The sequence below is a fragment of the Mucilaginibacter daejeonensis genome, assembly GCF_020783335.1.
GTDB classification, from domain to species: Bacteria; Bacteroidota; Bacteroidia; order Sphingobacteriales; family Sphingobacteriaceae; genus Mucilaginibacter; species Mucilaginibacter daejeonensis.
On the sequence record NZ_CP086068.1, the window covers coordinates 324,621 to 343,980 of the forward strand.

At 48.9% G+C, this 19,360-nt stretch carries 15 protein-coding genes; 12 read left to right on the top strand and 3 right to left on the bottom strand.

The genetic code is table 11. From position 1 onward, the window contains the following. Positions 1–18 precede the first annotated feature (18 nt). The 9 genes from rpsB to hemH all read left to right on the top strand — a co-directional run bounded on the left by rpsB (position 19) and on the right by hemH (position 10,280). Positions 19–867: a 30S ribosomal protein S2 gene (rpsB, locus tag LLH06_RS01460; protein WP_228171468.1), complete on the top strand. Its 849-nt coding sequence runs from the start codon at positions 19–21 to the stop codon at positions 865–867. A gap of 143 nt (positions 868–1,010) precedes the next feature. Next, complete coding sequence (gene tsf, locus LLH06_RS01465; protein ID WP_228171469.1) at positions 1,011–1,862, top strand: translation elongation factor Ts; 852 nt, start codon at positions 1,011–1,013, stop codon at positions 1,860–1,862. Between the two features lie 63 nt (positions 1,863–1,925). After that, complete coding sequence (gene nagA / locus LLH06_RS01470; protein ID WP_228171470.1) at positions 1,926–3,053, top strand: N-acetylglucosamine-6-phosphate deacetylase; 1,128 nt, start codon at positions 1,926–1,928, stop codon at positions 3,051–3,053. A gap of 24 nt (positions 3,054–3,077) precedes the next feature. Further along, entirely contained in the window at positions 3,078–3,782 is a 705-nt protein-coding gene (gene pyrH / locus LLH06_RS01475) for a UMP kinase (RefSeq protein WP_228171471.1), read from the top strand. An 80-nt stretch (positions 3,783–3,862) separates the two neighbouring features. Further along, the gene (frr, locus tag LLH06_RS01480) at positions 3,863–4,426 is read left to right on the top strand and encodes a ribosome recycling factor (protein ID WP_228171473.1); all 564 of its coding nucleotides are present in this window, start codon (positions 3,863–3,865) and stop codon (positions 4,424–4,426) included. Between the two features lie 171 nt (positions 4,427–4,597). Further along, positions 4,598–6,364 (top strand): ABC transporter ATP-binding protein, encoded by a 1,767-nt coding sequence (locus LLH06_RS01485; protein ID WP_228171474.1) that lies wholly within the window; start codon positions 4,598–4,600, stop codon positions 6,362–6,364. A gap of 214 nt (positions 6,365–6,578) precedes the next feature. Further along, positions 6,579–8,366, top strand: coding sequence for an ABC transporter ATP-binding protein (locus LLH06_RS01490; RefSeq protein ID WP_228171475.1), 1,788 nt, complete (start codon positions 6,579–6,581; stop codon positions 8,364–8,366). A 99-nt stretch (positions 8,367–8,465) separates the two neighbouring features. Continuing rightward, complete coding sequence (locus LLH06_RS01495) at positions 8,466–9,140, top strand: fatty acid desaturase (RefSeq protein ID WP_228171476.1); 675 nt, start codon at positions 8,466–8,468, stop codon at positions 9,138–9,140. 120 nt (positions 9,141–9,260) lie between these two features. Continuing rightward, positions 9,261–10,280, top strand: a complete 1,020-nt coding sequence (gene hemH, locus LLH06_RS01500; RefSeq protein ID WP_228171477.1) for a ferrochelatase — start codon at positions 9,261–9,263, stop codon at positions 10,278–10,280. Between the two features lie 84 nt (positions 10,281–10,364). Here the strand turns inward: hemH and LLH06_RS01505 are convergent, their stop codons facing one another. Continuing rightward, positions 10,365–11,591, bottom strand: a complete 1,227-nt coding sequence (locus LLH06_RS01505) for a 3-deoxy-D-manno-octulosonic acid transferase (RefSeq protein ID WP_228171478.1) — start codon at positions 11,589–11,591, stop codon at positions 10,365–10,367. Positions 11,592–11,765: 174 nt separating this feature from the next. Between LLH06_RS01505 and galE the strand changes: the two genes are divergently transcribed. Together galE and rfbB are read left to right on the top strand one after the other, a co-directional pair. Continuing rightward, positions 11,766–12,791, top strand: a complete 1,026-nt coding sequence (galE, locus tag LLH06_RS01510; RefSeq protein ID WP_228171479.1) for a UDP-glucose 4-epimerase GalE — start codon at positions 11,766–11,768, stop codon at positions 12,789–12,791. Between the two features lie 25 nt (positions 12,792–12,816). Beyond that, positions 12,817–13,869 (top strand): dTDP-glucose 4,6-dehydratase, encoded by a 1,053-nt coding sequence (rfbB, locus tag LLH06_RS01515; RefSeq protein WP_228171480.1) that lies wholly within the window; start codon positions 12,817–12,819, stop codon positions 13,867–13,869. 248 nt (positions 13,870–14,117) lie between these two features. On the opposite strand, the gene LLH06_RS01520 is transcribed toward rfbB, so the two are convergent. Then, positions 14,118–15,434 carry an amidohydrolase family protein gene (locus LLH06_RS01520; protein ID WP_228171481.1) on the bottom strand — a complete coding sequence of 439 codons (1,317 nt, stop codon included), beginning with the start codon at positions 15,432–15,434 and terminating at the stop codon, positions 14,118–14,120. A gap of 16 nt (positions 15,435–15,450) precedes the next feature. Then, positions 15,451–18,540, bottom strand: a complete 3,090-nt coding sequence (locus LLH06_RS01525; protein WP_228171482.1) for an amidohydrolase family protein — start codon at positions 18,538–18,540, stop codon at positions 15,451–15,453. 279 nt (positions 18,541–18,819) lie between these two features. Between LLH06_RS01525 and LLH06_RS01530 the strand changes: the two genes are divergently transcribed. Then, positions 18,820–19,269 (top strand): cytochrome B, encoded by a 450-nt coding sequence (locus LLH06_RS01530; RefSeq protein ID WP_228171483.1) that lies wholly within the window; start codon positions 18,820–18,822, stop codon positions 19,267–19,269. Positions 19,270–19,360 lie beyond the last annotated feature (91 nt).

A 19,360-nucleotide genomic window follows, 5' to 3' on the forward strand; every position in this document is an offset into this window, starting at 1 on the left:
TTTAAGGAGGACACAACAATGGCAAGAACAACATATCAGGACCTACTTGATGCAGGTGTACACTTTGGTCACCTTACCCGTAAATGGGATCCGAAAATGGCTCAGTACATTTTCATGGAGCGTAATGGCATCCACATCATTGACCTGAACAAAACATTAACTAAAGTTGAAGAAGCTGCTTCAGCTATCAAACAGATCGTAAAATCAGGCCGTAAGGTATTATTTGTTGCTACCAAGAAGCAAGCAAAAGATATCGTTGCCGAGCAAGCTAAATCTGTTAACATGCCTTTCGTTACCGAGCGTTGGTTAGGTGGTATGTTAACTAACTTCGCTACCGTACGTAAGTCGATCAAAAAGATGTCTAACATCGACAAATTGACCAAAGACGGTACTTACAGCAACCTTTCTAAGAAAGAGCGTTTGATGATCCAGCGTGAGCGCGTTAAGTTAGAGTCACTTTTGGGTGGTATCTCTGACCTGAACCGTTTACCAGCTGCCTTGTTCCTGATCGACGTTAAGAAAGAGCACATCGCTGTTTCAGAAGCGTTGAAATTGAACATCCCTACCTTTGCAATGGTAGATACTAACTCTGATCCATCTAACATCGATTTCCCTATCCCGGCTAACGATGATGCTACCAAATCGATCTCATTGATCACTGGTGTTATCATCCAGGCTATTCAGGAAGGTTTAGATGAGCGCAAGCGCGAAAAAGAGGACGAAGCTGAAAAAGAAGCAGCGGCATCAAAAGCTAAGGCTGATGGTGGCGAAGCTACTGAAGGTCGTCGTCGTCGTGCTGGTGCAGTAACTGCTGAGGCCGAGACCGAAGCTCCTGCTGCTGAAGCTACCGAAAGCACCGAAGAGTAATATAATCTTGTTAAGAGTTGCGGGTAGTGTGTTTTAGGCGTTATGCTTACGATATACTGTTCGCAACTCTAACATTTTAATAACATTAACAATAGTTGCAAAAGCTAATTTTGCAGCAAGTTACAACCCATAAAAAAACCAAGATGTCTACAGTACAAATTTCTGCATCAGACGTAAATAAACTGCGCCAGCAAACCGGTGCAGGTATGATGGATTGCAAAAAAGCTTTGACCGAGACCAACGGCGACTTTGAAGCTGCTATTGACTATTTAAGAAAAAAAGGCGCTAAAGTTGCTGCCAGCCGTCAGGACAGAGAATCTAACGAAGGTGTAGTTATCGCACGTACTTCTGAAGATGGCAAACGCGGTGTTATCGTTGAATTGAACTGCGAGACCGACTTTGTGGCTAAAAATGCTGAGTTCATCGCTTTTGCTAATGCTATAGCTAACGAAGCTGTTCAAGCTTTACCAGCTACTGCCGAAGAAGTTAACGCTTTAGAGATCGATACCGAAGTTGGCCGTGTTACTATCGGTGAAGCCATCACTACCTTGACCGGTAAGATCGGCGAAAAGATCGGTGTATCTAAATACGCTGTGTTAGAAGGCGAAAAAGTTGTTGCTTACATCCACGGTAACTTCCGTTTAGGTGTATTGGTTGGCTTAAGCGCTAACCCAGCAGGTGCTGACGAGGCTGGTAAGGACGTTGCTATGCAGATCGCTGCTATGAACCCTGTAGCTTTAGATAAAGGTGATGTTGACGCTACCACTATCGAGCGTGAGTTAGCTATCGCTAAAGATCAGATCCGTGCCGAAGGTAAACCAGAAGAGATGGTAGAAAAGATCGCTCAAGGTAAATTGAACAAATTCTACAAAGACTCTACTTTATTGAACCAGGAGTTCGTGAAAGACCCATCGAAGACCATTGCTCAGTTCCTGAGCGGTGTGGATAAGGGTTTGACCGTTACCGCATTCAAGCGAGTTGCTTTAGGAGCTTAATTATAAGATCCCCGCCTTTTTAAAAGGCGGGGATTTTTTTTGCCTAAATATTTCCTCTACCTAATGTTAACAGCACTTTTTAATACGCAGATCATCAGCAATGGTGTGATCACCAAAGGCAAGGCCGTGCTGATCAATGGTACGCGGATCACTGAGGTGGTCGATGAAGATGCCATTCCTCAAGATGCTGAACGCCGCGACCTGCAAGGAGCTTACATAGCCTCCGGCTTGCTTGACCTGCAGATCTACGGCGCGGGTGGCAGCCTGTTCGGTGGTATACCTACTGCTGAGGCGCTGCACCAAATGGAAAAAACGTTGCTGCAGGAAGGCTGCACCGGTTTTTTTGCCACTGTAGCCACCAATAGCGACGAAGTAGTGCTGCGAGCCATTGAAGCGGCGAAGGCATATAGGCCAAAAGCGATCGGGACCTTTATGGGGCTACACCTCGAAGGCCCGTTCCTGAACCCGATACGTAAGGGTGCGCACCCTGCCGAATATATCAAGAAAGCCACCATTGCCCAGTTGCGCCATTGGATCGATCATGCACAAGGCGAAGTAAAGATGGTCACCATAGCGCCTGAATTGCAGGACGCCGAGGTGTTGAATTGGTTAGGCGAACAAGACATCGTGGTATCGGCCGGGCATAGTGATGCTACCTATGAGCAAGCGTTGTCATTTTTTGACAAGTCCATACACGCAGCCACGCATCTGTTCAATGCCATGCCGCCTATGCATCACCGCCAACCCGGACTTATACCAGCCATATTTGAGGCGCGGCCCTACACCAGCATCGTTGCCGATGGCATACATGTTAACTTTGCCATGATCGCCCTGGCCAAACGGCTACTGGGCAACAAGCTTTTCCTGATCACCGATGCCGTGACCGAAGCCAGTGAGGGTACCTACCAACACCAGCTTAAAGGTGATCGGTATGTGATGCCTGATGGTACGCTGTCGGGCTCGGCGCTTACCATGCTCAAAGCCGTGCAGAACTGCGTTGAGCATGTGGGTATAGAGCTGGTGGAGGCTATTAACATGGCTACCCTTTACCCGGCCCAACTGGCCGGCCTGGCTAACAAAGGAAAAGTTGAGCGCGGATATGACGCAGATCTGCTTATCTTTGACGCCGGGTTTAACACAAAGTTCACGATCTGTCAAGGTAAAACTTACGATCACTCTCAATTAGCTTAACACTTTCGAACAATTATCTCATATATGAAATACAACAGGATCCTACTAAAACTGAGCGGTGAATCATTAATGGGCGAGCGCCAGTACGGAATTGACAACAACCGCGTACTGCAATACGCTCATGATATCAAGACCGTGAGTGACGCCGGTATCGAAGTTGCCATTGTAGTAGGCGGAGGTAATATCTTCAGAGGGTTAAGCGCCGAAAAATCAGGCATGGAACGCGCGCAGGCCGATTACATGGGCATGCTGGCCACTGTGATCAACTGCATGGCCCTGCAAAGCGCACTGGAAGGCATAGGGGTGGATACCCGCTTACAATCGGCCATTAAAATGGAGCAGATCTGTGAGCCTTATATCCGTCGCCGCGCAATGGCCCACCTCGAGACCGGTAAGATCGTGATCTTTGGTGCAGGTACAGGTAACCCTTACTTCACCACTGATACAGCTGCTTCACTGCGTGCGATCGAGATAAAGGCCGATGTGGTATTGAAAGGCACCCGTGTAGATGGTATTTACACTGCCGACCCGGAGAAGGACCCATCAGCCACCCGTTATGATGAAGTGACCTTTCAGGAAGTGTTCAGCAAAGGCCTGAACGTGATGGACATGACCGCCTTTACCCTTTGCTATGAGAACAAATTGCCGATCATCGTTTTTGATATGAACAAGGAAGGCAACTTCATGAAGATCGCTCAGGGCGAGCCGGTAGGCACTATCGTGAAATAATAACATTGGATCATCAGCCTTGTTAGGTATTTGTGCTTTTGGGTAAATTCCTAACTTTGCAACTATAAACAACAACAAAAATGAGCGAACTCATTAAAAAACAACTGACCGATGCTAAGGCGTTAATGGAAAAGGCCATTACTCATGCCGATGGTGAGTTGTCGAAGATACGTGCCGGTAAGGCTTCTCCTGCCATGTTAGATGGTTTAAGTGTTGATTACTATGGTACCCCTACACCTTTAGCGCAGGTTGGTAGCGTGAACACACCTGATGCCCGTACCTTGGTGATACAGCCTTGGGAAAAATCGTTGTTAGGCCCTATCGAAAAAGCGATCATGGAGTCGAACTTAGGTTTGAACCCGCAGAACGATGGTACTATCATCCGCATCAATGTACCGCCACTTACCGAAGAGCGTCGTCGCGCTTTGGTGAAACAACTGAAAGGCGAAGCTGAGAATGCCAAGGTCGCGATCCGTAACATCCGTAAGGACATCAACGATAAGATCAAAAAGCTTAAAGGCGAAGGCGTATCTGACGATGAGATCAAGACCGGCGAAGGCGATGTGCAAAAACTGGTTGACGGCTACATCGTAAAGGTAGACCAACTTGCCGAGGCCAAGGAAAAAGATATTATGACGGTTTAAACCCCACCTAAACCCTCCCCGGTAGGGAGGGCTTTAAGAAGGCTTACGTTTCTAAAGGTCTCCCCTCCCGGAGGAGATTCAAATGGAGTTAAGGCTTGGGTGTTAGGCTAACGTCAAATTAAAGGGAATGAGCGGATCGCTTCATTCCCTTTTTTAATTTTGTGACCTCTCATGAAACTACTTGTATCTTACCTTTCCAAATACCGGTCGGTGGTAGCCTTTGCGCTATTCCTGGCCGCTATCAATATCGGTTTCTCATTGCTTGATCCGTATGTCACCGGTCGTATAGTCGATCGTTTCATCGAAAAGCGTACACAACTCACCCACGACCAATTCATGTGGGGCGTACTTACCTGGGTAGGCCTGGCAGTAGGCGCGGCCATGGTGTCACGTATAGCCAAGAACTTTCAGGACTACTTTACCAGCATCATCGTTCAAAAGGTGGGTGCCAATATGTATGCCGATGGTTTGAAACATTCGCTTGAATTACCTTATCAGGTATTTGAGGATCAGCGCAGCGGCGAGACCTTGGGCATCTTACAAAAGGTACGTTTGGATAGTGAGAAATTTATCACCTCGTTCATCAGCGTATTGTTCGTGAGTTTGGTGGGTATGGTGTTCGTGATCGTATACTCGATCAATGTGAGTTACAAGGTAACGCTGGTGTACTTTGCGGCCATACCGGTGATCGCTTTTGTAAGTACCGCGCTAAGCAAACGGATCAAGAACATACAGCGCAAGATCGTTTCGGAGACCACCGCTTTAGCCGGCTCCACCACCGAATCGCTCCGCAACATCGAGCTGGTAAAAAGCTTAGGCCTGGTAAGTCAGGAGATCGAGCGGTTGAACAAGACCACTTACAAGATCCTTGACCTTGAGCTAAAAAAGGTAAAGTATGTACGGAGCATGAGCTTTTTGCAGGGTACTACCGTGAACCTGGTACGGAGCATCATGGTCGTTATTTTGCTACTGCTTATCTTTCAGGATACCATTTCGCCGGGTAACTACTTTACGTTCCTTTTCTACTCGTTCTTTTTGTTCAATCCATTGCAGGAGCTGGGCAACGTGATTCTGGCCTGGCGCGAGGCGCAGGTATCATTGGCCAACTTTGAGGGTATATTGAACACCCCGGTAGACAAGAAACCCGAGAAACCCGTACTGCTGGAAAAGATCATCGATCTGGCTTTCCGCGATGTAAGCTTCAAACACCTGACCGCCAACCGCAATGCTCTAAATAACATCAGCTTTGATGTACGCACCGGTAAGACCATCGCCTTTGTAGGGCCATCAGGTTCGGGTAAGACCACACTGGTAAAGTTACTGGTAGGCTTATATCAACCCGTGCAGGGTGACGTTCTTTACAATGGCGTGCTGAGCAAGGAGATCGATCTTGACCGCCTGCGCGAACGTATCGGTTTTGTAACGCAGGACACACAATTGTTCTCAGGATCGATACGGGAGAATTTACAATTCGTGCGTCCGGGCGCTACTGATGAGGAATGTATGAACGTGCTGCACCGTGCAGCTTGCCAAAGTCTGTTGGCCCGTGCCGATAAAGGTTTGGATACCGTGATCGGCGAAGGTGGCGTGAAGGTTTCAGGCGGCGAAAAGCAGCGTCTGTCTATCGCCCGTGCTTTGCTGCGCAGGCCAGATATCTTGGTATTTGACGAGGCCACCTCGGCACTTGACTCGCTTACTGAAGAAGAGATCACGGAGACCATCAAAGATGTATCGGAAGATCAGGAGCACATCACCATATTGATCGCACACCGTTTAAGTACGATCATGCATGCCGACCGCATCTATGTGCTGGAGAAAGGCAACATCGTTGAGGCCGGTCCGCATCAAGAACTGCTTGCGCAAAAAGGTTTGTACTACGCCATGTGGAGGCAACAGATCGGCGAAAAGCATACCACGAGCGCTATTCAAAATGTGTAAGTAATTATATACATGGGATCGGTAGAGCTAAAGAGAATAACTTAACTATTTCTTTTAGCGAAACAATTTGTTGTTGAACGCGTATTTGGCCTTGCAGAAATTTAAATTAAAAGGTGTCATTTTTCACAAAGTGATAAAAATTGCCCTTTAGGCAAGTTAGTTCATCAATTAGGCGTTGTTATTGTTAAGTATTTTACAATAGTTGCCTACCTGTATGAATGTTCTGCTTAAATACCTGAAAAGACATAAAGGAGCTGTAGCTATGGCCCTGTTGATGACGGCCCTCAACCAGACCTTTGCGCTGGTGGAGCCGCTGATCACCGGACATATATTTGACGACTACATTAGCAAAAAAGACCTTTACTCCAGGCATGATTTCATTGCCGGGGTATTATGGCTCATCACCATCGCTGCTATAGCCGCACTCTTCTCACGCATTGCCAATAATTTTCAGGATTATTATACCGTTAGTATAGCCCAGCGCACCGGTGCCGAGGTTTATGCCGACGGGATGAAACACGCGTTGGCCATGCCATTCTACGAGCACCAGAACCAGCGCAGCGGCGAAAAGCTGGGTATGCTGCAAAGGATACGTAGCGATATTGAGAACCTGGTCAAAGCCAGTATCAACGTTAGCTTCATGACGTTCTTCGGCATCATCTTCATTGCCGTGTACTCGTTCACCATTAGTTACAAGGTCACCATCGTGTTCTTCATCGCGGTGCCCATCATTACCTGGCTAAGCTGGACACTATCCAAACGGATCAAGGTCATTCACCGGGCCATCGTACTCAAAACCTCCGTACTGGCCGGGCGCACTACCGAATCGTTACGTAACATCGAATTGGTGAAAAGTCATGGCCTTGCCAATGAAGAGATCGAGCGGTTGAACAATACCACTTACAAGATCCTTACCCTCGAGGTAGCCAAGACCAAGCTATTGCGGGTGCTGAGCTTTGTACAGGGTACTACGGTCAATGTGGTACGAAGCAGTATGGTTGTGGTGTTGCTGGTACTCATATTTGATAAAGAGATCACCGGTGGCCAGTACTTCAGCTTCTTGTTATATGCATACTTCTTGTTCGGTCCGCTACAAGAGTTCGGGCATATGTCGCTCACCTGGCGTGAGGCGCAAATATCGCTCACCAACTTTAAACGGATCATGAACACGCCGATAGAGGAGATACCGGAGAACCCTGCCGATCTGACCCAGATAGATCGCATCGCGTTCGAGGATATCAGTTTTAGATACAATGCCACCAAGCGCTACGCCTTGAAAGATATATCGTTCCATGCCAATAAAGGCGAAACAGTGGCTTTCGTTGGTCCATCGGGCTCTGGTAAATCGACGTTGATCAAGTTGCTGATCGGTCTTTACCAACCAGTAGGCGGCCGCATTTTATACAACGGCATCGAAAGTGATAAGTACCACCTGGATATGTTCAGACGCCGCATTGGTTTCGTAACGCAAGACACGCAGTTGTTCTCAGGAACCATCAAGGATAACCTGACGTTTGTAAAGCCTGATGCTACCGATGAAGAATGTTTGGCGGCACTCAACAAGGCGGCCTGCCAGGGTATGCTATCTCGCGCAGAGAACGGTATCCATACCCTCATTGGCGAAAGCGGCGTTAAGATCTCGGGCGGCGAGAAACAGCGCCTTTCTATTGCCCGTGCGTTATTAAGGCATCCCGATATCCTGCTATTTGACGAGGCCACATCGGCGTTGGACTCCATTACAGAGGAAGAGATCAGTCGTACTGTTCAACATATCTCCAATCTCAAGAACCGTATCACGCTGATCATTGCGCACCGGTTAAGCACGATCATGCACGCCGACCGCATATACGTGCTGGAGAACGGCAGCGTGATCGAGGTAGGTAACCATGAGCAATTGCTGGAAGAGAAAGGCCTTTACTATGCCATGTGGCGCCAGCAATCGGGTGAGCGCCGTTTGCAGGAAGAACTGGACGCCTTTACCGAAAGCGAGCTACAAGAGTAATGCTCCATTGTAGCTTTGACCTATCCGTTCGAGATATCTGTTACTGCGACTAACCAAATAACCCTATCTTGGTTAACTTAAAGCAGGCAAAGCTGATCAATGAGCAAACAGGCATCAAATATGGGCATCGTCATGGCCCTCATCGTGATAGGCAGCTGGGCCGTAAGCATCACACTGTTGATGCAACGACCGGTGCATTTCGATGATCCTTTGCTTTATGTGTTCATGCTGCTGCAAATGCACTTGTATACTGGGCTGTTCATCACGGCACATGATGCCATGCACGGTACGGTATCCTCCAATAGGTCGGTCAACAATGCGGTAGGTTTTGTATGCACCTTTTTGTACGCCGCGTTCTGGTATCCTAAACTGCTGACCAAGCATCATCAGCATCACCGGCATGTGCACACCGATCAGGACCCCGACCATCATCATGGCGGCTTTTGGGCGTGGTATCTGCGCTTTATTCGTAACTATCTTTCTATTTGGCAGGTCGTATTCATGGCAGCGCTTTTCAATGTGCTCAAGATATGGATACCGCAGGCCAACCTGATCCTATTTTGGGTGGTGCCATCGTTGCTGAGCACCTTACAGTTGTTTTACTTTGGTACTTATCTGCCGCATAAAGGCGAGCATGACAACGTGCACCACTCTACAAGCCAGCCCAAGGGTCATGTTTGGGCGTTCTTTTCATGTTACTTTTTTGGTTACCATTATGAACACCATGATTCGCCCGGCACTCCTTGGTGGCGCTTATGGCAGGTCAAAAAATAAGCGTCCGCGGCAAATAATAGTGATCATGATCACGCAGGGGCAGTATTGCACTCGATTGACAAAATATTTCAGATATTTGCGCACCTGTAAGCTCCCCTAAAGAGGAGCAGGGATGGCGTAATGAAAAAAGGAGTTTTGTTAGTTAACTTAGGTACACCTGATGATCCGCAAACACCAGCGGTAAGGCGTTACCTTGATCAGTTCTTGATGGATGAGCGGGTGATCGATATTAACGCCTTCAGCCGTTTCATGCTGATCAAAGGTATCATCGTTCCTTTCCGTGCACCTAAGTCGGCCAAGTCATACCGCGAGATCTGGACCGAAGAAGGCTCGCCTTTAATGATCTACACCGTAAAGGCCACCCAACTTTTAAAACAACGCCTGGGCGATGAATACCACGTGGAGATGGCCATGCGCTACCAAAGCCCCTCGATCGAGTCGGCGTTGGAGAAACTCCGTGCTGCACAGGTAACCTCCATACAGGTGATCCCGCTTTTCCCGCAATATGCATCAGCTTCTACCGGGTCCGTTAACCAAAAAGTGATGGAGATCGTGAGCAAGTGGCAAGCAATTCCGGCTATCAGCTTCGTTAACTCTTACTATGACAACGATAAAGTGATCGAGGCCTTTGCGCAGAATGGCGCCAAGCATGATCCATCTAAATACCATCACGTATTGTTCAGCTTTCACGGCTTGCCTCAAAGACAAATGATCAAGGCCGATGAGACCAAACAGCACTGCCTCAAAGTGGCTAATTGCTGCGATACCATTACCGGTGCTAACCGCTTTTGCTATAGTGCACAGTGCCATGCTACGGCCCGCCTGATCGCCGAAAAACTGAATATCCCTAAAGAAAAATACACGCTGACCTTTCAATCACGCCTGGGCCGCGACCCATGGATGCAGCCTTACACCAGTGAGGTGATCCAGCAGCTGGCTAAAAAAGGTGTTAAAAGACTATTGGTATTTTGCCCAGCCTTTGTGGCCGACTGCTTAGAGACCATTTTTGAGGTATCAGTAGAGTACGATGAAGAGTTCAAACATGCCGGCGGCGAATACGTGCAATTGGTAGAAAGCCTGAACGATTCGCCATTATGGATCGATGCTTTGGAAGGCCTGGTGCGTGAAGGCGTAAGGTAATTTACCATATGTCATGCTGAACTTGTTTCAGCATCTCACATGTTAAGTGGTCGCATCAATAGTTGCAGGTATACATTAAGGTGATCATTCCTTTCTGATCTCGATATTCTGCATGATTATTTGCGTAGCGCCCTTGCTGCGCTGCACCAGTTCTTTGGCGATAGCGCCGGCTTGTTCACGATGGGCATCGTTGTTTATAAGCTGATCAGCTATAGTCTTTAACTGCTGTGCATCGCTGATGCTGAAGCCGCCACCCAAGTCCACCAGGTCGCGGGCCTCCTTAAATTTTTGGTAATTAGGGCCAAAGATCACCGGGGAGCCAAAAGCCGCTGTCTCGAGTGTATTATGTATCCCCACCCCGAAACCACCACCTATATAAGCTACATCGCCATACTGGTATAATGACGACAACATCCCAATGTTATCTATCACCAATACTTGCTTGCTCGCCAGGTACTGGTCGTCAGCTTTGATGTGCGAGAACCGGACAGTTCGATCAGCAGGTAATTTGCCCATCAGGTCAATGATCTTAGCTTCCGGTATCTCATGTGGGGCAAAGATGAATTTCCAGTCCGGGTGTTCGGTGATCAATGGAGCTATCAATTCTTCATCAGCGGGCCATGTGCTGCCTGCAATGAATACACGGGCGTTGTTCTTGAACCGCTCGATCAGTGGCAGTTGCTTAGGTGCAAGCGCGTTTGCATATACCCTGTCAAAACGGGTATCACCACTTACCATCACATTGTTGATGCCAATGGTGGATAACCGCGTTTTGGAGTCTTCGTCCTGAACAAAGAAGCGCGTCACCTTACCCAATATCTGTCGGTGCAAACCTCCATAGCACTTAAAAAAAAGCTGCTTCGGACGAAAGATGGCCGATATTACATAAAGCGGGATATTGCGCTGGTGCGCCTCGTTGTAAAAATGATACCAATACTCGTACTTGGTGAACACGGCGATCACCGGGTCGATCGTATCAATGAATTGGCGGGCATTGTTGGCAGTGTCTAAAGGTAGATAGTACACGGCGTCGGCCAGCGGGGTATTCTTTCTTACCTCATACCCTGATGGAGAAAAGAAAGTGACCACGATAGGATGCCCGGGGTGCTGCACTTTAAACGCTTCCAGCACAGGTCGGCCCTGCTCGAACTCGCCCAGGGAAGCAAAGTGGAACCAGGCGCTTTTTTGTAGTGTACGGAATTGCTGGTCACGTCGCCCGGCTACCCATAACTTAGCTTTAGTATTGGTTGTGGATGCTATTTTTATAATAAAATAGTACGCATAGATAGCAATATTATAAAATAAAAGCATTTAATATGAAATTGTTATATTCGTGGGTTATAAAAGTACAAAAAAGTAATGAAGTGCTTGCCGGCCGGTAATGCCCGCTTACTTCAGCTTTTTATCGAAACGGCTGCCAGAACTTATGTACTGTGCATGCCTGTAATTCAATAATTAGTATTATCATTGCTTAAAAAAGCGTCTATGAAAAAAATATTGGTGACCGGCGGCTTAGGCTTCATTGGGTCGCACACCGTTGTAGAATTGGTACAGGCCGGTTACGAACCGGTGATCATCGATGACCTATCTAACTCGCACATCTCTATTCTGGATCAGTTGACCAAGATATTAGGTTTCAAACCGGTATTTCATCAATTGGATCTTTGTGATGAAGGCGCTGTAAAGAACCTGGCCACCTCTATTCCTGACGTTGAAGGTATCATCCACTTCGCTGCTTTCAAAGCCGTAGGTGAGTCGGTACAGTTTCCGCTTAAATACTACCGCAACAACTTCTATTCGCTTATCAACCTGCTTAATGCCTACTACGGTAAGCCGCTGAACTTCGTGTTCTCCTCAAGCTGTACCGTATATGGTCAGCCAGAGCAGTTGCCTGTTACCGAGAACGCTCCGGTACAACCGGCTCAATCACCATACGGTAACACCAAACAGATCGCCGAAGAGATCCTTCAGGATATGATGGCCTCGGGCAGCAATTATAAAGTGGTATCGTTACGTTACTTTAACCCGGTAGGTGCACATGAGTCGGCCCTGATCGGTGAGCAGCCTATCGGTGTTCCGCAGAACCTGGTGCCTTTCATCACCCAAACCGCTATCGGCAAACGTGAGAAACTGACCGTACACGGCGATGATTACAATACTACTGATGGTAGCTGCGTGCGCGACTACATCCACGTGGTGGATCTGGCCAAAGCACACGTTGCGGCATTGAAACTCATGGAAGAAGATAGCTTCACCGGGTACGATGTGTTCAACATCGGTACTGGTAAAGGTACGTCGGTATTGGAGATCATCAATTCTTTCGAACGCGCTACAGGCGTTAAACTGGCCTACAGCATTGGCCCACGCCGCCCGGGCGACGTAGAGCAGGTTTGGGGCGACGTGACCAAATCATCAGAAGTACTGAAATGGAAAGCCGAACTGGATGTAGATACCATGATGGCATCTGCCTGGGAGTGGGAAAAAGCTTTAGCTCAAAAGAACGAAAAATAAGACCGATCAATACATCAGCTCATATATGAAAAAGATCATTATCACCGGCGGAGCCGGCTTTATAGGCTCACACGTGGTGCGCAGGTTCGTTAAGTCGCACCCGGAGTATGATATCATCAACCTTGACAAGCTTACCTACGCAGGCAACCTGGCCAACCTGAAAGATATCGAGAACGAGCCGAACTACCGGTTCATTAAAGGTGATATCGTTGATGCGAATTTCATCGACTCTTTGTTCGGTCAGGAGCAACCTGATGCGGTGATCCACCTGGCTGCCGAATCGCATGTTGACCGCTCGATATCGAACCCGTTAGAGTTCGTGATGACCAACGTGGTAGGTACCGTTAACTTGCTTAATGCTGCCCGTTACCATTGGAAAGGTCGTTATGACCAAACCCGTTTTTACCACGTATCTACCGACGAGGTTTATGGTACATTAGGTGAGGATGGTATGTTCACCGAGGAGACCGCTTACGATCCGCATTCACCATATTCGGCATCAAAGGCAAGCTCTGATCACATGGTACGTGCTTACCAGGATACTTATGGTATGGATGCCGTGATCTCGAACTGCTCTAATAACTATGGTTCTTATCACTTCCCTGAAAAGCTGATACCGCTTTCGATACACAACATCAAGCAGAACAAGCCGATCCCGATCTACGGTAAAGGTGAGAACGTGCGCGATTGGCTTTGGGTAGAGGACCATGCCCGTGCGATCGATGTGATCTTCCATAACGCCAAGTCGGGCGAGACCTACAATATTGGCGGCCACAACGAATGGAAGAACATTGACCTGATCAAGCTTTTATGCCAGATCATGGACCGCAAACTGGGCCGCGACCTGGGCACATCTGAGCAACTGATCACCTACGTGACCGATCGTGCCGGTCATGACCTGCGTTACGCCATCGATGCCACCAAACTGAAAAATGAACTGGGCTGGACCCCGAGCATTACTTTTGAAGAAGGTTTGGAAAAGACCGTTGATTGGTATCTGGCCAATGACGAATGGCTGAACGACGTGACCTCAGGCCACTATCAGCAATACTACGAAGAGCAATACACCGACCGCTAAGCGCAAGGTGCGATATTGAATAAGAAAAGCGGTCTTGATGACCGCTTTTTTTGTTAGGTGGATGTTGCAAAGCATGACTTTGCTGAGCGGCCTCCGCAGAGATGGCTTCGTTCCTCGCCATGACGGAGGCGGAGAGACGAAAAAGTATTCTGTCAATTCTATAAATTCTTAAAATTCCGGTTCAGACGGATAAAAAAACGGCCGCTTCCTCAAATGAAGCGGCCGTTGATATGAAGAATACTGCGCTCTTACTTTTCGGCAGTGAAGCCGTACTTTTCGCTGTAGCGTTTGTATAGTTGCTTGTGCAGGTTGTCTAGGTCGATGGTCTTGCCTTTAATGTAGGCGTTCTCTACCTTTAGGGTGAGCATATCCAGCGCGTCGCCTGCCGAGATGAACAGGTTGGCATCTTTGCCGGTCTCTAAAGTGCCGGTAGTTTTGTCGATACCCAGGATCTTGGCGTTGTTCAGGGTGATCATGCTTACGGCTTGTTCCTTGGTGAGGCCATAGCCAACCGCCTGGCCTGCCTCGAATGGCAGGTTCCGCTGACGCCAGAAACCGATACCGGTAAGACCGTACAATACGCCTGCATCCTGCAACAGGTGTGGCAGTTTGTAAGGCAGGTAAACGTCCTCTTCCTCTTTACCCGGAAGGGTCTGCGTTTCTTTAATGATCACTGGCACGTTATTGTCTCTCAATACGTCGGTCACCAGGTATGATTCCTTGCCACCCACGATCACCAGTTGCACGCCCATTTGCTTTCCAAAGTTCACCGCCTGGATGATCTCTTTAGCGCCATCCGCGTTCACGAACAGTTTTTTGGTACCGTTGAACAGGCCTGCCATAGCGGCAAAGCGGGTGTTGGTAACAGCAGGTTTAGCCTCGGCGTAGCCTTTAGCCTCTTTAAAAAAGTTGGTGATCTCGTCGATCGCTTTTTGAGCGCGTTCGGCAGGCGATACATCGCCAGCGGCCGGGGTGCCAAAGCCACCGCGACGGCCACGGCCTGTGCGTACCACCGGCCAGGTCAGGTGTACGCCAATGTCGGTCTTGTAAGCGGCATCTTCCCAGTTCCAGCCGTCCATCATCATTACTGACGATTGGCCCTGAATGGTACCGCCCTGTGGCGTTGGCTGGCAAAGCAGCACCCCGTTGGAGCGCACGGTAGGGATGACCTTTGAGTCGGTGTTATAGGCGATCAGTGTGCGCACATGCGGGTTCATCTCACCGGTCTCGGTCTCGTCATCGGTAGCGCGTATCGATTCAAATTCCACTAGACCTAAAGAGGTGATCGGGCAAATAAAACCCGGATATACCTGTTTGCCGTTGGCGTTCACTACGGTGGGACCAGCAGTGGCAGGGGCGGCCCCTTCACCTACGGCAGTGATCTTTCCTTTATCAAAAGCGATATAGCCATTGTTGATCACCTTGCCGTTACCCACGTGTATGGTGGCACCGGTGATCACTATAGCGCCACTTTGAGGCTTGGCCGGCATAATGTTGGCCTGCCCAAATGCGAGGACCGCAGCAAGCATCGATCCTCCAAAACTTAATAAAAACTTCTTTTTCATGATGTAATGGTGGATCTTATTTGTTGTTCACTTCTTTGTCCAGGGTTCTCATGCCGTTGTACTCATCGGCTACCACGTAAGCGGCATCTTCAATGCTTTCGCACTCGTACAAACGTGGGCGTTGGAAGGCCGGGCGCTGCACCGCGTTGCCACGGCCTTTGGCCTCGATCATTTTTTGGATGATACGGCCGGCATCAGCTTTCATGTCCTTTTGCTTCTCGGCATCTTTGCTGTAGTCCCAGTAAGGTACACCATCAACATAGGTCTTTTCGGCTACGGCATAGATCGATAGCGGGTTGGCCGACCATACCACCAGGTCAGCATCCTTGCCTGGCTTCAAGCTGCCTACTTTACCATCGATGTGCAGCATTTTGGCCGGGTTAAGGGTCACCAGTTTAAGGGCATCCTCCTGGCTCATGTTGCCGTAGGTCACTGACTTGGCAGCTTCCTGGTTCAGGCGGCGGGCCATCTCGGCATCATCAGAGTTAAAGCCGGTGACCACACCTACCTCGTGCATTAGTTTGCCGTTGTAAGGGATGGCCTCGGCCACCTCGTACTTGTAGGCCCACCAATCGCTAAAGGTAGAGCCGTTGATCTTGCGGCTCTTCATCTTATCGGCCACTTTGTAGCCTTCCAAAATATGGGTAAAGGTGTTGATCTTGAAGCCCATCGAATCGGCTACGTGCATCAGCATGTTGATCTCTGACTGTACGTACGAGTGACAGGTGATAAAGCGCTTGCCATCCAGTATCTCTACCAAAGCGTCCAGCTCCAGGTCGCGGCGGGTGGTGCTGCCTTTTACGGCGCGGGCCGCTTTGTATTCTTTAGCACGGGTAAAGGCATCTACATACACCTGTTCAACGCCCATACGGGTCTGCGGGAAACGTACATAGGCATCCCCAAAGCTTTGCGGACGGTTACTTTGTTTCACGTTCTCGCCCAGTGCGAATTTGATGAAGCCATCACTGCCTTCAAACTTCATTTGCTCAGGCATAGCACCCCAGCGCAGTTTGATCAGCTGGGTCTGTCCGCCAATGGCGTTGGCCGAGCCGTGTAAAATGTGCGAAGTAGTAACGCCACCGGCCAATTGACGGTAGATCTCGATGTCGCTGCCATCGATCACGTCGGCTATACGCACTTCGGAGGTAACTGATTGCGTGCCTTCATTGATGCCATTGGTGGCTGCGATGTGCGAGTGCTCATCAACTATACCTGCCGATATGTGCTTGCCAGTGGCATCGATCACTTTGGCGCTGCCGGCGGCTAAGCCTTTACCCACCGCTTTGATCTTGCCATTCTCGATCAGTACATCAGCATTCTGTAAGATGCCTTCTTTCTCGTTGGTCCAAACAGTAGCGTTCTTAAATAAAGTGGTCTCTGTTTTAGGGATAGCCGTATTACCGAATGCCACGAACGGATAAACTACCGGACCTACGGTAGATGGTTTGGCAGCAGCCTGGTCGCCGCCACGGCCACCACGGCCGCCAAAGCCACCTGCTGGTGCAGCACCACTGTAAGTGGCCGTCCAGGCTACCGAGCCGCCATCAGGCAGTACGCCGGTACCACGGAGGGCCAAGGGCGATGTGCCGGTGATGTAACCGTTCAAGCGTATGCTGCCGGCTGGTTTGTTCTTCAGATCGAAGTAAATGCTCACCAGATCGCCGGTGCGCACAATAGTGCCTTGCGCACGGGTACTATCGGCACCGGTACGGTTAATGTTGGCTGTGTAAGCGCCAGGCGTACCACCGATCACCAATGAAGTGCCGGCCAGTCCGCTACCGCTCAGGGTGTACGTACCGCGCAGGTCAGTCACGTCCATTTTGCTCACCACATATTTTTGGCCCTGTACCCAGTTCTCATAAATGATATTGTCGGCCTTAAATAGGTTAGAGGAGGTGATGATGAAGTTGGCCAGTTTGCCCTTAGCCAATGTACCTACCTTATCACTCACACCTAATATAGATGCCGGTATCTCGGTAAGCGACATCAACGCCTGTTTCTCGCTCAGGCCATTGGTGATGGCCGTGCGCAGGTTAGCCCAAAGATCGCGGGCGTTGCTCAGGCCGTTGCTGGTGATGGCAAAACGAACACCGGCCTTTTCTAAAGCGGCCGGGTTGGTAGGAGCCAGTTCCCAGTTCTTGAGTTGCGAGTAAGTCACGTTGCGGGCATCCAGTGCATCCTCTACATCATAAGCGGCCGGGAAATTCACCGGGATGATGAAAGTGGCATTCAATGCTTTAATTGCATCTATACGCTGATACTCCTGTCCGTCGGTCTTATAAATGTATTGTTTACCGAACTCTTTGGCTATTTTATCGGCACGCAGGATGCTTTGTACATCGCCTACCTCAAATACTTGCGGCAAGGTTTGCGTGCGGTTGAACTCAGCCAGGGAGATGTTGTATTCCTTGTTTTGTCCTTTATACCATTGTGCATCATAGTAGGTTTGGCGCAGCAAAGCGATGCTGCCCATCAATGATGATGGATAGTTGGTTGCGGCAGTACCTTTGCTGAACGAGTAGTTAGCAGTAGCCTCATCCTTGATCATCACTTCGTTGTCGCGCTTGTCGGCCAGGGTCAACACGGCCGATGTACCGCGGGCGATACCATCCTGGATCAGGGAATTCACAGCGCCGAAACCATTACGCTTTAACTCTTCGGCACGGGCTGCGTTCACATGGAACAAGTTCTTGGCGTTCACATCCGGGCGGATCGCGTCGTTCCAGCCGTAAGGACCGTTCTTGGTAGATACCGGTACGGCGGTGCGGCCAAATCCACCAAATCCACCTGCACTACGCGGAGCCTCAGGAGTACCATAGCTGGTAAAGGCATCGATCAGGCCAGGGTAAATGAATTTGCCTTTCAGGTCCACGGTCACGTAGCCTTTGGGTACAGTACCTGCTGCACCTACCGATTGGATCACACCATCTTTAATAACAAGGGTGCCATTGTTAATGGTTTGCGCTGCACTGACCACAATTGTGGCGTTAGTGAAGGCATACTGCCCGGATCGCACGTCCCACGAGCCATTTACAGGGTAAGTTTCCTGCGCATAACTGGTCTCGACGGCTAAAAAGGCAAAACAAACGAGTAAAAGTTTCTTCATTTTGCTAATAGTTAGTTTAGTCGGTTTAAATATATCTATTTGTGCACCGAATATTGCTGGATCTGACCAAAATAGCCTGATCGTTACATATTAAAATACCCGATATGGTAAATAATAGTGCTTGTAGGTGGTAAAAGCGGTGCAGTTTAGTTACTGTAAATATAAAATGGCTGATCTTAAGGATGCATTGTGCTAAAGTTCAATAGGTCGATCAGCTTACAAGGGCTGCATCCATGCGCGGTCAAAATATCCTATATTTGGCAAAAAAGAATTTACACTATGTCATTGTACGAGATCTTCAGGTACCTGCACTCAGGTTTTCGTTTTATAGTTATGCTGCTGCTCATCGTGGCCGCACTACGTGCGCTGATCGGCTGGTTGGGCAACCAAACCTACAGCCAGGGCACCCGCAAACTAAATCTGTTCGCCATGATATCGGCCCATACGCAGTTGCTGATCGGTTTGGTGCTGTACTTTGTGAGCCCGTTCGTACAGTTCGGCAGCAACACCATGAAAGAGGCCACCACCCGTTACTGGACGGTAGAACACCTGGTGATGATGCTGTTCGCTATCGTGTTGATCACCATCGGTCACAGCCGTTCTAAAAAAGCCACCATGCCATCGGCCAAGCACCGTGCTATAGCCATATTTTACTTATTGGCCGTGATCGTGATCATAGGTGCTATAGTAGCCAGCAAAAGAGAGTTCTTTGGTATCACCGGAGCGTAAGCAGCCATATATTGTTCGGTCAGCAGGCGCGTTGCCCAAATTATTATTTGCTGTTCCTGAAAATATTTAATGCAAAAAGTTTGCAGGTTCA

What these genes read in the sequence shown, in the direction of transcription:
- LLH06_RS01490 (WP_228171475.1), top strand. Translation starts at nt 6,579, where the DNA reads ATGAATGTTCTGCTTAAATACCTGAAAAGACATAAAGGAGCTGTAGCT.
- pyrH (WP_228171471.1), top strand. Translation starts at nt 3,078, where the DNA reads ATGAAATACAACAGGATCCTACTAAAACTGAGCGGTGAATCATTAATG.
- LLH06_RS01485 (WP_228171474.1), top strand. Translation starts at nt 4,598, where the DNA reads ATGAAACTACTTGTATCTTACCTTTCCAAATACCGGTCGGTGGTAGCC.
- tsf (WP_228171469.1), top strand. Translation starts at nt 1,011, where the DNA reads ATGTCTACAGTACAAATTTCTGCATCAGACGTAAATAAACTGCGCCAG.
- hemH (WP_228171477.1), top strand. Translation starts at nt 9,261, where the DNA reads ATGAAAAAAGGAGTTTTGTTAGTTAACTTAGGTACACCTGATGATCCG.
- nagA (WP_228171470.1), top strand. Translation starts at nt 1,926, where the DNA reads ATGTTAACAGCACTTTTTAATACGCAGATCATCAGCAATGGTGTGATC.
- LLH06_RS01520 (WP_228171481.1), bottom strand. Translation starts at nt 15,434, where the DNA reads ATGAAAAAGAAGTTTTTATTAAGTTTTGGAGGATCGATGCTTGCTGCG.
- galE (WP_228171479.1), top strand. Translation starts at nt 11,766, where the DNA reads ATGAAAAAAATATTGGTGACCGGCGGCTTAGGCTTCATTGGGTCGCAC.
- frr (WP_228171473.1), top strand. Translation starts at nt 3,863, where the DNA reads ATGAGCGAACTCATTAAAAAACAACTGACCGATGCTAAGGCGTTAATG.
- rpsB (WP_228171468.1), top strand. Translation starts at nt 19, where the DNA reads ATGGCAAGAACAACATATCAGGACCTACTTGATGCAGGTGTACACTTT.
- LLH06_RS01525 (WP_228171482.1), bottom strand. Translation starts at nt 18,540, where the DNA reads ATGAAGAAACTTTTACTCGTTTGTTTTGCCTTTTTAGCCGTCGAGACC.
- rfbB (WP_228171480.1), top strand. Translation starts at nt 12,817, where the DNA reads ATGAAAAAGATCATTATCACCGGCGGAGCCGGCTTTATAGGCTCACAC.
- LLH06_RS01495 (WP_228171476.1), top strand. Translation starts at nt 8,466, where the DNA reads ATGAGCAAACAGGCATCAAATATGGGCATCGTCATGGCCCTCATCGTG.
- LLH06_RS01505 (WP_228171478.1), bottom strand. Translation starts at nt 11,591, where the DNA reads ATGCTTTTATTTTATAATATTGCTATCTATGCGTACTATTTTATTATA.
- LLH06_RS01530 (WP_228171483.1), top strand. Translation starts at nt 18,820, where the DNA reads ATGTCATTGTACGAGATCTTCAGGTACCTGCACTCAGGTTTTCGTTTT.